The organism is Chitinophaga sp. 01L420, assembly GCF_056399985.1.
The window spans coordinates 56,936-71,727 of record NZ_JBFTSK010000023.1; the positions used below are offsets into that span (position 1 = coordinate 56,936).

Genomic DNA, 14,792 nt, shown 5'->3' on the forward strand with positions numbered 1-14,792 from the left:
TTCGTAATTCCTAATTCGTAATTCCTACTTCCCTCCTGGCAGACAATGTGTCCGCAAATAATTTGTATATAAAGTAGACAGGTGCTCGAAAGTACCTTGTCCCTCAGAGATGCTGTGGGTACGGTTTGGATAAGCCATGAACTGGAACTGCTTATTATATTTGATCAGTTCATTCAGCAGCATTTCCGCATTCTGATAATGCACATTGTCGTCACCGGTACCATGAATATACAACAGGTTGCCTTTCAGATTGCGCGCATAAGTAATAGGGGAACCCTTGACAAAATCTTCGCGGTTTTCTTCCGGCAGGCCCATATAGCGTTCCTGGTATATGTTATCATAGGTCAGCTGATTACCTACTGCGGCAATAGCGATACCGGTTTTATAAATTTCAGGATACTGGAACATCAGGTTCAGTGTCATAGAGCCGCCACCGCTCCAGCCCCATACAGCTGTACGTTCCGGATCAATAAACGGATATTTCTGCATCAGCGCTTTTGCACCCATCGCCTGATCACGGGCATTGATTAAACCCACTTTACGGTACACACATTTACGCCAGGTACGGCCTTTAGGTAAAGGTGTGCCGCGGTTATCGAGGGTAACATAAAGGTATCCATCTGCCGCCATATCGCCATCATAGAGGAAGTTGCGACCCGCTCCAATTGCGTCCAGCGAGGTAGCACCGGCAGGTTCTCCATATACATAAAATACAACCGGGTACTTTTTAGCCGGATCAAAATTGGCAGGCTTGCTCATCCAGCCGTCCATCGTAACGCCATCAACGGTGGTGACACGGAAAAACTCCGGTTTGTTAGGCGCAGCAGCCGATTTGGTAATGGCATTCAGCACAGCATTGCTGCTGCTCTTATGTGCCGGTAGCTGCAAGTTTTCACTTACAGGATAAGTATAAGCGTTGCTGAAGTCATGAATTGCCCAGGCGCCGTAAGGAGAAATCTTATACTCATGGCTGCCCGGCTCATTGGCAGGTGTAATGCGCTCTGCCTYGCCACCGCTTAGCGCTACCTTATAAAGGTATTGCTGGGTAGGGTTTTCGGGAGAGGCTAAAAAATAGATTACGTTATTGGCTTCGTCAATTTTAGCAATGCTGATCACATCATAGTTGCCTGGGGTCAGCAAAGTAGCCTTGCCATCTTCTGTATTAATATTATACAAATGACGCCAGCCGTCCTGCTCACTTACCCAGATAAATGATTTGTTGCCACGGATAAAATCCCAACCGGCAATGTTATCATCATCCCAGCGTGATTTCACGTCTATCCAGGCGCTGTCTGTTTCTTCATACAGCGAGCGTACTTTACCGGTGGCGGCATCACACAGCATCACTTTGCTGTCGTTTTGCTTACGGTTCAGTTGCTGAATGATCAGGGTATTTTTACCCGGCACCCATTCCATGCGTGGAATATAGTGCTGCTGGTTATCGCCGGGTACCTGCATCCAGGTAGTTTTAGCAGTTTGGATGTCTGCCACACCTACGCGGCAGGCAGAAGGACTTTCTCCGGCTTTAGGATACTCTACCGGAACGGTGAAGGAATAAATGGAATCCGTGTTGTCGATCATGAGAAAATCGCGGATTTTGGTGGCGTCAATCTGCCAATAGGCAATGCTTTTGCCATCAGGGCTCCAGCGGAAACCATCGCGGCATCCGAATTCTTCTTCATAAGCCCAGTCGAAAGTTCCGTTGATGAAACGGCGGGTACCATCGGTAGTGATGGGGGTTACCGTGCCGCTCTGCAGGTCTTCCACAAAGATGTTATGCCCGCTTACATAAGCAACTTTGCTCCCATCCGGAGAAAGCTTGGCGAACATCAGGGAGGAAGCGGGCTGGCTTTTGCCCAGTTGTTGCAGTTTTCCGGTGGCTACATCCAACACCCAGTAATCACCGCGGGTTTCGTAGCGCCATACTTTTTTTGAATTGGTGTACAGCAGTAATTTTTTTTCATCTGCCGAAAAATAAAAATCCTTCAACGCAAGTCCCTTGTAAGTGGATGCGGGGATCTTAATGGTAGCTGGCTCACCGGTCAGCGGGTTAGATTCGATGCCTGCGGGTGTAGCCTTGTAGTAAGACTGTCCGTCACGGCTCCATCTCATGCCCTTTCCGGGCTGCGCCTGCATAGGGAGACAGTAGTGCGCAATTAAAACGAGAAGTAATGTAAGTTTCTTCATTATGTAAGAATAATGTGCAATGGTAGCCAAATTATAAAAGAAAAAAAATGAACAATATGGGAATGGTAGTGTTGATGTGCCGGGCGGTTAACTTTTGAAGATATCATATATTTTATTTTTTTTCTGGGTTTGTGGATAAAAATCACCCTTTAGTTGGAAATTATCAATTTCTTTTTTTCTATTTTTATGTCAGAATTAATAATTAAATAATGAAAACCAACCGGTTAGTGAGAGATAACCGGTGTATTTAAATCCTACAGAAAAACCATAAGTTATGATACAGATTACCTTATCTTATAAAAACCGCGAGTACCTGCAATTCGAAGACAGCTCTCTGGCGCAGATTGCAGAAACCACCCGCAAACTCCTTTGTGCATTACTGGAAGATATCTATGATCTTGTTACCAAAGAAACCGGACGTTTTCTCATTTACCTGGATCATCATCCTAAAATAGAAGTGGAAGGATTCAGCCGTGACCTGAGCGACCAGATCGAACGTACCTTACGTGGTGAATCGGCTTATGACTATTAAGTTCTAGCAGATTTTCATCCGGGTAATTTAAAGTATCCTTATCTTAGATTTTAAATCAAGACAAGGAGAATGCAGCTCACCTTTATTCAGGTATTAGAATTACTAGGCACTTTTGCATTTGCTGTTTCGGGCGCAACAGCAGCTATCAATAAATCGTACGATGTCATTGGCTTACTGGCGCTGGCTTTCATTACAGCGATTGGTGGCGGAACTATACGCGATCTGCTGATCGGTGCCACCCCTGTTGCCTGGATGACAGATGAATTAAGCAATACAGCAATTATAGCAGCAGCCATTATTGCTGCATTGTTTTTTTCCTACGTAAAAAAACTCAACCGGCTACTCAGCACTTTCGATGCGATTGGTTTGGGCCTGTTTACAATTACCGGCATCAACAAAGGCGTGGCGTTTGGCTTGCCTATGCCGGTATGTGTGGCGCTGGGCGTTATCACCGGCACATTCGGCGGCCTGCTGCGTGATGTGATCTGTGGTGAACAGCCTATTCTTTTTACCCGGGAAATATATGCAGCAGCTTCCATAGCCGGCGGCATCCTCTACCTGGTAGCTGGGCACTATACCGGGCTATCCGGCGATATTTCACAGAGTATAGCCATTGCCGTTATAGTCTCCATCCGGTTGGTGACGCTCAGAAATAACTGGCAGCTACCCCGCCTGCGGGCGTAAGGAGAGCGCTGTCTTTTATTTTGCCGGTAAATAAAATTTATTATATTGCTGATATGATGGCATTATTTGATAATTACATTGCGTTTGCTACAACGGTATTCATGGGGTTACTGGCAATAGTAAATCCTATTTCTGCCATCCCGGTGTTTATGGAGCTCACCTCCAATATGGATAAGAAAGCCAAACGCAATATTGCCACCAAATCTGTATTTATTGCCTTTTGTATTATTCTTGTTTTCAGCGTTGCCGGTAAACTGATCTTCCACGTATTTGGTATTACATTGGCCGCTTTACGTGTTACCGGTGGTATACTGGTATTTGTGATCGGGTATGAAATGGTGCGGGGAGAAAAAGAAAATAAATCTGAAAATCCCAAGCTGGGGTCTCAACCGGTAAAAGCAGATCAGGGCATCAGCGTAGCCATCACCCCGTTGGCCATGCCGCTACTGGCCGGACCTGGCGCTATTACCACCTCTATGAGTTATTCTGCCGCCAAAGACCTTACACACCTCGCCATTGTAATAGGCATTTATGCTTTTATATGTTATATTACCTATCTTCTCTTCATTGCAGGCGAACGCATTGTAAAGGTAATCGGTACCAATGTCATGATGGTGATCACCAAAATGATGGGGTTAATACTGGCGGTTATTGGCGTTCAGATGCTCGCACTGGGCCTTCGCGAGCTTTTTAATTTTTAGCCTGTTTTTTCAAAACAATTTTAAATCATTCCGTGTTATTATTCTGGAAGTATACCAGGAGAGTATTTACATAGAATAAACAAGTATAGCAATTAGCCATCATCCGCGTAGCGCTAGCCCGCTATGATAGTCGACAGCAACAACAGACAAAATCCAAAAACCATTTCAGCCTGTCAGGAATTGTGCACGTACTACGTGCTGCATTGCCATGCCCGCTTAAAATTTTTTTTAGTTGAACAACAGGTAAATCCGTTATTGATTACTAGGTGGATGTTATTTGTTCTCTTTTTTTAATAAGAACATAAAAAAATCAATATAGACGGAACAGTTAGCAGAAAAGCCGTCCCGATTCTTCGGGACGGCCGTTTTTTTTAACTTTTCTTTTTGCGCTTAGCGTCTGCGATATCTTTCTTATCATATTCATCTTCATCATACCCTTCCAGCACATTATTGCCATCATCATTCCTTTCCTTTTTTGCACCGCCCTTTGCCGGAGCTGTCTCTTCATTTTTACGCTTCGTCATCTTCAGATCGCGCTTTTCGGAGGTGGTTTTCTTTATCGTCATAAGTCATGGTTTAGCAGAAGGGTATCAAAAAAACTGCCGGAACTAAGGAATCCGCACACCGTCTTTTATTTCATCGGTTGCATTTACGATTACCTGGTCATCCGCCTGCAGGTGGCCAAATACTTCGGTAGAGTCGTTATGATGGTTACCTTCCTCTATATCAATCCATTTTGTATGGTGATCTTTCACGGCGACCACATACTTCTTCTCTGTAGACATCACAATAGCGCTGGCTGGTACCAGCATGGCCTGTGCGGAACCATTCAACGGCAGCAACACCTCCGTATACATCCCTGCTTTGAGTAAATGATGCGCGTTCTGTACATCTATTTCCACAGCCTCAGAACGAAACTTATCATTCAGGGTCCCGGCCTGTCTGGCAATTGTTCCCTCGAAATGTTGTCCAGGAATGGCGTTTACATCAAAAGTAACCACTGACTGTTGTGACAGTTGTGCACTATATACTTCCGGTATCTGCAATATCAATCTCAGTTTGTCTTCCTGCTCCAGCATCAGCATAGGCTTATCATCTACCTTGGTATCCGGTCCCACCAACGCACCGGGATGAATATTACGCTCGGTAATGACCCCATCAAAAGGTGCGGTCACCGTCAGGTAGCTGCGGTTCACTTCCTGGGCCCGGAAATTAGCCTGTTCACTGTTCATGAGCGCACTATCTGCCAGCATACGGGATTTGGACAGTTCCAGATCATGCGCAGAAATAGTACCCGGCTCCGCACTCACTGCCAGCGTACGTTCGTAATTGTCTTTGCTGGAGGCAAACATAGCCGCTGCCTGGATATACTTTGACTGTGCCGCATAATATTGCTGCGCCACTTCCGGCGCTTCCAGTACCAGCAACACCTGTCCTTTCTTTATTTTAGTACCTCTGTCTACCAGGATACTTTTTACAAACCCATTGATCCTGGGATAAATACTCACTTTCTGGAAAGCAGCCAGGGCTCCAGGCAAACGGATATTGCCAGCCAACGGGCGCTGCACCACCGGCGCTAATATATAATGATGATCTGTTGTTGCTGCTTTCTTCTCCGGCATGGCGGCAGAATTACAGGCTGCCAGTCCTGTGATCACGCTCAATGCCGATAAATAATATTTATAATGCTTCATAATTTATGTTTTATTTTAAATCATCGGATTCGGATGGCATCAATGAAGGAGACGCGTAGCCAGCTTTACGCTGCATCAACGCATACACCTGTGGTAATATGAGTAAGGCGGCCAATGTAGAGGCGATCAGCCCTCCTATTACGGCACGACCCAGCGGGGCAGTCTGATCTCCGGCTTCCCCCAAACCACTGGCCATCGGGATCATCCCCGCCACCATCGCCAGACTCGTCATCAGGATGGGACGCAAACGGATACCCGCACTTACGATGGCCGCTTTGCGTGCATCCCGGTACTCTCCTCTTAATTTTTCAGCATTCGTCACAATAAGGATGGCATTGGCCACCGACACGCCGGTAGACATGATCATGCCCATGTAAGACTGCAGATTGAGCGTGGCGCCCGTCAGCAATAATGCGATCAATGCACCGGCAATGACGGCTGGTATAGTAGTCAGCACCACCAACGACAATTTAAACGACTGATAGTTAGCTGCCAGCAATAAAAAAATCACCACCACGGCTATCATCAGCCCGTTCTGTAAACTGCCCAATGTTTCTACCAACAGGCTGGAAGCACCTTTTAACTCTGTAATCAATCCTTTTGGTGGTGTACCTGTTTCCCTGATCGCCTTTTGCACTGCCGCGGTAGCGGTACCCAGATCTTTACCGGAAATATTGGCACTAACGGTCACGAACCTACGAGGACCAGCACGGTCAAATTCTCCCGGCATTTCTGTGGTGGAAAAAGTAGCTACGTCTGCCAAAACCGGCCGGGGCTGGCCCTTTACCAGCGGTATTTCTTTCAGGTCGTTGATCGCTGTCATGTTGTATTCAGGCACCTGCACCTGTACCTGGTAAGTGTAGGCAACCTTTTCATCCAGCCACTGATTTTTTTCTGTAAAGCGGCTGGAAGAAGTAGATGCCGTAACAGAGCGTGCCACCTGGTAAATATTCAATCCCATTTGCGCCAGTTTTAGCCGGTCTATCTGAATGCTGATCACCGGGAAATGCAACGGCTGCGCTATCTGTACATCGCGCAGAAAAGGCACTTCTTTCAGGTGATTTACCAACTGTTCAGCATAGGTGGCGATCTGCTTCATATCCTTGCCTGCCACCCGCACTTCAATAGGCGTAGCAGCGCCCTGGCTCATAATTTTTTCCGTGAGATCTATGGGTTCAAAAGACAAGCGCATCTCCGGAATTTTTGCCTTTATATTCTCTCTGAGCTGATCTTTCAGCTTTTCAATATCTACTTTATAGTCTTCTTCCAGGTTTACCTGTAACACCGCTTCATGTGTACCACTGTTAAAAATATACAGGTTACTGGTACCATAGCTGCTCGGAATCAGGCCTACGTAAGCAGAGCTGATAGCCACGTGTCCGTTTACAGTGCTATCGACGATACTTAATACCTGGTGCAGTCCTTCTTCCGTGCGCTCTAAACGGGTACCATCCGGCATGCGCAGACGCAGCTGAAACTGGCCCGCATTCACGTGTGGCATCAGGTCCTTCCCTATCCATACATAGCAACCTCCTGCCAGCAGCAGGGAACCAACAATATAAACGGTAACGGCTAAACGGGATTTGTTCATCCCTTTTTCGAGGATCCCCATGAAGCCCAGTTTAAACCGCTCAAAGCCGGTGGCTTTCTCCGGATGTTGTTGTTCCTCATAAAGGTGATCATTGACTTCTTTCACTTCTTCTGCATCCAGTACCAGTCCTGCATGTGCATGCTGATATTTATCGGCTTTCAGCCACCAGTTGGCAATTACCGGCACCAGCGTTTGTGCTGCAAAGAAGGAGGCAATCATGGCGAAGCCGATAGATAATGACAATGGCAGGAACATCGCCCGGGGAACACCGGTCATAATAAAAGACGGTGCAAATACCGCCAGGATACACAACAGGATCAGCACCAGCGGGAACGCAATTTCCTCACAGGCATCATAAATAGCCTGTCGCTTGGATTTGCCCATTTCCAGGTGCTGGTGAATATTTTCGATGGTTACCGTGGCCTGATCCACGAGGATACCGATGGCCAGCGCCAATCCGCTCAGCGTCATAATATTGATGGTTTGCCCGGACAGCTTCAATCCCATCACCGCACACAACACCGCTACCGGAATGGTTACTACCACTACCAGGCAACTGCGCAGGTCACGCAGGAATAACAATACCATTAAGCCGGTAAGCAGCGCACCCAGCGCGCCTTCCGTAATAAGACTTTTCACGGCATTGATCACAAATACCGACTGATCAAATTCATACGACACCTTTACATCATCCGGCAGCAGGCTTTGCATTTCCGGTATTTTTGACTTCAGTGTTTTTACTACTTCCCAGGTAGAAGCATCGGCAGTTTTCACCACCGGAATATATACAGACCGTTTGCCGTTGACCAGCGCATAGTCTACCGTAACATCCGTGGCATCCGCCACCCTGGCTACATCGCGGATAAACACATTATTGTTGCCATTGGTAACGATGGGAATATCGCCAAAGTCGGCCACCTGTTTTTCCAGCGAATTGATCGTGGTTACAAACATGGTGTTATTGATGCGGATATTGCCCGAAGGCGTCATCACATTGTTTTTAGCAATGGCTTCCACCACTTCATCTGCACTTAAATTAAAGCTGCGCAGTTTCTGTGGATCCACATTCACCACTACAGAGCGGGAGTTGGCGCCGAAAGGTGGTGGCGCCGACAAACCTGGCACCGAAGCAAACATCGGCCTGATACGGGTGGCGGCCAGGTCGTAAATTTCCTTCAGCGATTTTGTAGGACTGCTGAACACCAGCTCCCCTACCGGCAATGAAGATGCATCGAAGCGCATTACCTGTGGCGGCAAAGCACCGGGAGGAAAAAACTTCATGGCCCGGTTCACCTGTAATGCCACCTGGGCCGAGGCTTCCGCCATATCTGTATTTTCATAAAAGCTGAGCTTTAGTAACGTTAACCCTTGTATGTTTTTAGTGGTGATATTCTTTACGCCGTTCACATACAGGAACTGGTCCTGCAACCTGGTGGCAAAAAAACCTTCCATCTGTTGGGGCGACATTCCCCCGTATGGCTCTATCACGTAGATAGTAGGCAGATTGAGTTTGGGAAATATGTCGATGGGAATACTCAATATAGACAGCAATGAAAAGAGCAACAACCCGCCGGTGATCACCACCACGGCGATGGGCTTTTTCAGTGCCGAAGAAACGAATGACATAGTAAATACGTTTAGTTCAGATCAGGTAAAAATTGTGAAATACTGTTGCCTGCATAGGCAGCGCGAAACAGTGCTTTCCACGCAGCATCGCGGGTTTGCACCAGGTCTGTTTCTGCACGGTTCAATACAAATAAGGCGGTGGTTACCTCGATAATATTGGTAAGTCCTCCTTTGTACAATGCCATTTTTTGTCTGGCTGCCGCCTGTGCTGCGGCCAGTTGCAAAGGCAGTTCCTGCAGTTTATCTCTCGATGTCTGAATATCTGATTGCGCCTGTTGTAATAAGCCATTCAGTGTGGTACGTGTGGTTTCCAGCTGTTGCTGCGCCACCTCTGACCGGTATTGCTGCACGGCTACTTTTTCGTGTGTACGTTTCAGGTCTGTAAGATTGTACGTGATACCCAGTCCCAGCAGGTAGTTGTACCTGCTGTATCCCAGGCCACTCCACAAATTTTTATCGTACACATCATTGAATGATCCGCTGGAACCCCGCATCCATCCGGCTGCCATCAGGTTTACCTTAGGCAGGCGTGATTTGCGGATCACCTGTTCTGCAACACGTTGCTGCCGGTAAATGGCATTGTAATATTCCAGCATCGGGTGGCTGCTGATACTGTCCGGAGCGGCCACGCCCAGTAAGGAAAGCAGCCGGGTGTTGTTCACCGTGTCGGGTTGTATCAGCGCAGTGTCGAGTCCCGTGAAAGTGGAGAGCTGAATGCGTACCTGGTTGTATTTATTTTTTATATCCAGCAGGTTTAATCTTGCTTTGGATAATTCTGCCGCAGCAACGGCACTGTCTACCCCGGGTTTAAGACCATGTAAAACAGTAGCTGTTACGGCCCTCAGGACTTCCGCATTGCGCTGGATATTATCAGAGGCAATTTTCTGTAACGCCTGCAGGCGCAAAAATTCCAGGTAGTTTTCTATGACGGCAACTGTTAGCTGGTTAGCCGTATTGCTTAAATCGGTTTGCTGCACTTTGAGTGATTGTGCAGCTTCCTTTTGCTCACTGTTGTACGCGCCAAAGTTGTATACCTCCCATGTCATGGCGGCCATGGCGATGTTGCCGCTCATAATGGCGTTATTGTTTTCTGCACGGATACCACCGGAGGTAGAAGGAATCATTCCCATCGTAAAATAGGATCCGTATATGCTGTTATCTGTGCCCGCGTCTAGTTGCTCATGCAGTTTTATAGCCGGGTACCAATTATGTTTAGTGTCTGTAAGACTTGCCTGGCCGGCGTTTACCTGGGCCTGCTTCGCCTTTAATGCCGGGTAATGCGAAAGTGTGAGCGCAATGGCCCGGTGCAGCGAAAAGCTATCCGCTGCAGATTGTGCGAACAAAGAAGTGAAGGGAAAAATACATAGCAACCACCAACACCACTTCTTCGCGATCATATGTAAGTTCATAAGTCGCTGAAAAAAGAATGAAATAAAAGAAAATGATAAAACGGGTTATCAGGCGGTGGGCGGGCCTCTCCAGCTTCTCAGCGGTATGGGGACGCTGAGGTAAGGGTTAAAATAAAATCCGCGCTGGATTTTATCTACATAAATAAATCGCGCGGTATCAGCTGATAAGAGCGGCGGACAAACTTTTTCATGTCCGTAGCTGTCGTTGATACCAACGGGCCGGCGTTTAAACCGGTTAATAGTGGTCCTGAAACCAGGCGCCTTCATGGCCACTTTAAAAGYGGTGGCCCGGACTTCATGAATACTATTAACGACAGATTTTTGTACAGGCACCCTGTGTCCCTGCACAACCGGCAGGATCATTACAGTGATCAGTACAAAAAATAATTGCCTTAATAATTTCATGTGGTATATCCTTACGAATTCACTAAGATATTGATTACCGGCTGGTATAGCAAGAATGAACCCGGTATTTTAACCAAATTTTAATGTGCTAGAAAAAACAAACGAGGCAAAGCTCTTCCATTTTCAGCAGTGCGTTGGCCAGTCGGAAATCCTGCATATCAAGGCAGGCGAAGGATTGATATTCATCGAGGCCGGGACCTACTGCTACTATTTTCAGGTCGTAGGCAACAATTTGTTCATTTACAAAATCCAGTACTTCTTTTGCAAAATCTTCTCCGGCAATGATCTCTTCATAAGTGGCGGGATCAGGTGCTTCCAGGACAATACCTGCCTGCAGCAGGGGGCCTAGTTCGTTGAGTGCGGGAATACCGGTAGTTGAAAATTCCTGCCATTCAAACTCCACTACATTGCCAGTAGCAGATAATGCGGCATGCAGTTCTTCCCAGATGGCTAATACATTGGGGGATACAATTTCCGGCAAACGGTTGATCAGCTCTTCTGCATCATCTTCTTTAAAAATATCGAGGTACAGCTGTTCCAGYAGTTCACGGACATTGGTCATGCCGTTTAGTTTTTCCAGTAACTTCAGTTCCTGTATCAGTGTGGTCCAGCGAAGCATCAGTTCTTCCTCGTCTTCCTCATTCATCTCGTCTGTAATCAGCACTGCCTTATCCTGCAGTTTGTAATTATCGAGGCGACTTTTCCGGATGTGCAATCCGGGAGCTTCAAAAGAAAGCTCATAGGAGGCGTAATTCAGGAAGGCGGTGCCGATGAGGACCTTATCCTTAAATATTTCATGTACCACACTTTCTTTGGTATCTATGTGCGAGTAACCACTATCTTTCCCATAGGTTTGTGTTAACCAGGTAAATTCTTCACGTGAAATATCAGGCATTTGAACTGGCATAAAATTTAATCCGATGAGCAACAAAAGTAGTTAAATTAGGAACGGGAAGTACCGGCGAAATGCTTCTATGAAAAAATATTATGAGGGCAAACAGGAATGAGGAGAATATGGGGGGCGATTGCGATGCCATTGCAACTTGAAGCGGGTGACAGTAGTGGTCTTCAGTTAAGCAACGGAATAACAGCTGCGGATTTTTCTCACTTCCATCATTGGGAGCAGGAAAAATCCGCAGCTGCACATTTTTATAGCCGGAATTTCAATCCTACATTCAGGCCAAGTCCACCTATATTAATATATGACTTCAGGTCATTGGAGGGCTTGTTATTATCTTTATAAATAACCTTGGTTCCCTGTTGATTGATGGGTGTATTAGAGTTCTTATCTAATGTAGTTTCATACACGGTGTTCTTTTCTGCCGTACTGAGATCATTGAGCGTGCGGGGAGGCCTGGCATCGCCCAGCACAGCACCGGTGGCACCATTGATAAATTGAGTGGTTTCATTATACTTTGTAATTTCCTTTTCCTTGCTCCTCACCGGTACATTCCTGTATTCTGCTTCCACAAAAACATCAAACCGGGAGGCTACCATGAAAGATACGCCCAGTGCGCCCTGGAAGCCGACCGTTACGTTAGGTTTTATTTCTTCTTTACGATTGATGGTAGTCAATATCTGTGTACCGGCAGGTACGGGTGCACCAGGAGGAACTGCCGATACCTGGGTAGCATCTGTTTCAATATACAGGCGGCCCCATAGTGGCACTACCACACCAAAACGCACATATGGATTTACTTTTTCCAGACCAGGACTCACGACCAGGCTGGGTGCAAAATCCACGGCATTGACATAACCATGTGATTCCACGCTGCCAAGTGATTTGCTGGTGCCAACTAAGGTAGTCTGCTGCCGGGTCATCAGATTTTTCTTGCTGTGAAAATAATTAAAGGTTCCTTCTACCGACAGGTATTTGTTGATATTGTAACCAACAGATAAACCGCCTCTGAAACCTTCTCCGTAAGAACCCGTTAGTACTTTACGGCTGATGGTATCCAAAGGATTTGCATTGGTGGGGTTAAACTCTGTGTGCAGATCCTGTGGTGGATAAGGGCCTACATTAGGAAACTGACCTGGGGATACACTGAAAAAATACCCACCGGCAATCTTAAGATACCATTTCGAATGTGAAGAAGTCTTGGTGTTGGAAATGTCCTGGGCCTGGGTAGTAACTGTCACAGCCATCAATAGCGCGGCTGCACCAAACAGGAGTGGTTTTTTCATATGCAATGGTTTTGGTGTGTTGTATTAATCTATTGAAAGTTAATAAATTATTAGCAAATAACCATCACCAAAACCATTTAGCTAGAACGCTTCTGCCAACGAAAGATATAACCCTTTTTGTCTGGATTCCCCATTACGCTTTTCACCAACGGCGTAGTCTATACGAATAGTGAGTTTCGCGTTTTCATCATAGAAATAACGGATCCCCGCACCATAGCTTGGCTTAAATCCATCAAAATGAAAATCACGGTTGGAGAACACAGTACCTGTACCAGCAAAGGCCGCCAATGCAAATTTGGGTTTAATATCTACAAACCAGATATGAATACGCATCTTGGGATCTACGAGATAACGATACTCTGCCTGACCCGCCAGGTAGTTCTGGTTACGATATCTACCGGTATAATATCCCCGCATAATATTGTCATTGCCCATTTCAGGTAATAAGTAAAATGGCAGGTCATTTCCCTGCAGGCTATTAAAAATACCATTAAAGCCCAGGGTACTTTTTCGGGAGAAGGCAATAAAATGAGTTCCCTGCGCTTCCACTTTAAAGAGCGGTTGTTTACTCAGGAAAGAAGGTGCGTAAGCCACATTGAGCTTTAGCCACCAACCATGACGGGTATAGTTTTCATTGTCACGGTTATCATAAATACCGGTCAGGCCGAGAAAGGTAACATAACCACCGTCTTTATCTGTGAGGGGCATAGTCGTATAAATACCTTTGTTGTCACTGCTGCTGTAAGTATCGTGCTGATACAATATAGACGCCCCGGCATAAAAATGACCGGTGATACGCCGCTCCCCTTCCAGTTGCACTTTATAGCGGATATTACTTACCAGCGAACGGGTATCATAATGGGTAGTATCGCCGATACCAAAAAAGTAAAGCGGATAATTATGATAACGGAGATTCCCTTTAAAATGCCAGAGATTCCCTCTTGTCCAGATATTTGTTTTGAGATCTATTTTAAACTGCTTTTCCGTGGTGACCGCGGGAATCAGGTTCAGGGTGGAGTTACGCGTACTTAAATCAGGGTTCCTGTTATCCGTATAAAAGGAATATAACATGGCCGCTCCTATTTCCAGTCCTTTTTCCTGCGAATAACCCAGCACCGGTAACGGAAAGAAACTGCGTTTACGGAAGGCTAAGCTATCGTGTATACCTTCCCGTGAGGGACCAGTATGAGTAACGCTATCCTGTTGAGCCTTTACACCTGTTGCTAATAAAATTAATAAAGCCGTGATATGGAGGTTTTTACACATAGGCTGCAAATGTAAAGAAATTAGCGAAGGGGATCGCCTTCGACGATTGTCTTTTTCGGGATTAAGACAGCCCTTCCCACCATTAAGGCTTATCGGAATGCCCCAGACTTTTTTCCGGGTTCACCTGGTCACGCACCAGCTGCTTCAGGAATTTGATTTCCGGAAAATGCCCGGCTTCTTTACGATCAAATAATACGGCGTCATTGAGCCGTATAATAAAGGTACCCCCTGTTTCACTGGGACGAAGGGTTACACCGCCCAGATCTTCTGTAAAAGTGGTTAATAATTCCTGGGCCATATAGGCTGATCTTAACAACCAACCACATTTAGGGCAGTATTCTATCGTAATAACAGGTTTCATTGGCATTATTATTTTACGCGTCAGACACGATAAATTAAAAAAAATAAAAATTTCCGGAAAGATACGACCCTATTTGGTTTATAGGGATATAACACTAAATACACTGACCATTAAAGCACTTTTTATCCCAACTTACTTTGAATCGTGGCACA

The 14,792-nt window shown here is 46.1% G+C and carries 13 protein-coding genes; 3 read left to right on the forward strand and 10 right to left on the reverse strand.

What is annotated here, in order from left to right:
• Positions 1–24: 24 nt before the first annotated feature.
• A complete protein-coding gene (locus tag AC1DP6_RS21090; protein WP_477056578.1) occupies positions 25–2,187 on the reverse strand; it encodes a S9 family peptidase in 2,163 nt (720 codons plus the stop codon).
• A gap of 274 nt (positions 2,188–2,461) precedes the next feature.
• On the opposite strand from AC1DP6_RS21090, the gene AC1DP6_RS21095 reads away from it, so the two are divergent.
• From AC1DP6_RS21095 to AC1DP6_RS21105, 3 genes are all read left to right on the forward strand, one after another.
• The gene (locus AC1DP6_RS21095) at positions 2,462–2,719 is read left to right on the forward strand and encodes a hypothetical protein (RefSeq protein WP_477024505.1); all 258 of its coding nucleotides are present in this window, start codon (positions 2,462–2,464) and stop codon (positions 2,717–2,719) included.
• A gap of 69 nt (positions 2,720–2,788) precedes the next feature.
• Positions 2,789–3,403, forward strand: a complete 615-nt coding sequence (locus AC1DP6_RS21100; RefSeq protein ID WP_441578455.1) for a trimeric intracellular cation channel family protein — start codon at positions 2,789–2,791, stop codon at positions 3,401–3,403.
• 53 nt (positions 3,404–3,456) lie between these two features.
• Positions 3,457–4,104 (forward strand): MarC family protein, encoded by a 648-nt coding sequence (locus AC1DP6_RS21105; protein ID WP_441578454.1) that lies wholly within the window; start codon positions 3,457–3,459, stop codon positions 4,102–4,104.
• Positions 4,105–4,475: 371 nt separating this feature from the next.
• Here the strand turns inward: AC1DP6_RS21105 and AC1DP6_RS21110 are convergent, their stop codons facing one another.
• The 9 genes from AC1DP6_RS21110 to AC1DP6_RS21150 form a co-directional block, all read right to left on the reverse strand.
• Entirely contained in the window at positions 4,476–4,670 is a 195-nt protein-coding gene (locus tag AC1DP6_RS21110) for a hypothetical protein (protein WP_477056579.1), read from the reverse strand.
• Positions 4,671–4,712: 42 nt separating this feature from the next.
• A complete protein-coding gene (locus AC1DP6_RS21115; protein ID WP_477056580.1) occupies positions 4,713–5,798 on the reverse strand; it encodes an efflux RND transporter periplasmic adaptor subunit in 1,086 nt (361 codons plus the stop codon).
• 10 nt (positions 5,799–5,808) lie between these two features.
• The gene (locus AC1DP6_RS21120) at positions 5,809–9,015 is read right to left on the reverse strand and encodes an efflux RND transporter permease subunit (protein WP_477056581.1); all 3,207 of its coding nucleotides are present in this window, start codon (positions 9,013–9,015) and stop codon (positions 5,809–5,811) included.
• A gap of 11 nt (positions 9,016–9,026) precedes the next feature.
• Complete coding sequence (locus AC1DP6_RS21125; RefSeq protein ID WP_477056582.1) at positions 9,027–10,424, reverse strand: TolC family protein; 1,398 nt, start codon at positions 10,422–10,424, stop codon at positions 9,027–9,029.
• 48 nt (positions 10,425–10,472) lie between these two features.
• The gene (locus AC1DP6_RS21130; RefSeq protein WP_477056583.1) at positions 10,473–10,829 is read right to left on the reverse strand and encodes a hypothetical protein; all 357 of its coding nucleotides are present in this window, start codon (positions 10,827–10,829) and stop codon (positions 10,473–10,475) included.
• An 88-nt stretch (positions 10,830–10,917) separates the two neighbouring features.
• Positions 10,918–11,724: a DUF6630 family protein gene (locus tag AC1DP6_RS21135; RefSeq protein ID WP_477056584.1), complete on the reverse strand. Its 807-nt coding sequence runs from the start codon at positions 11,722–11,724 to the stop codon at positions 10,918–10,920.
• 254 nt (positions 11,725–11,978) lie between these two features.
• A complete protein-coding gene (locus AC1DP6_RS21140) occupies positions 11,979–13,013 on the reverse strand; it encodes an outer membrane beta-barrel protein (RefSeq protein ID WP_477056585.1) in 1,035 nt (344 codons plus the stop codon).
• Positions 13,014–13,094: 81 nt separating this feature from the next.
• A complete protein-coding gene (locus AC1DP6_RS21145; protein WP_477056586.1) occupies positions 13,095–14,279 on the reverse strand; it encodes a BamA/TamA family outer membrane protein in 1,185 nt (394 codons plus the stop codon).
• Positions 14,280–14,361: 82 nt separating this feature from the next.
• Complete coding sequence (locus AC1DP6_RS21150; RefSeq protein WP_477056587.1) at positions 14,362–14,640, reverse strand: Rdx family protein; 279 nt, start codon at positions 14,638–14,640, stop codon at positions 14,362–14,364.
• Between the last annotated feature and the right edge of the window lie 152 nt (positions 14,641–14,792).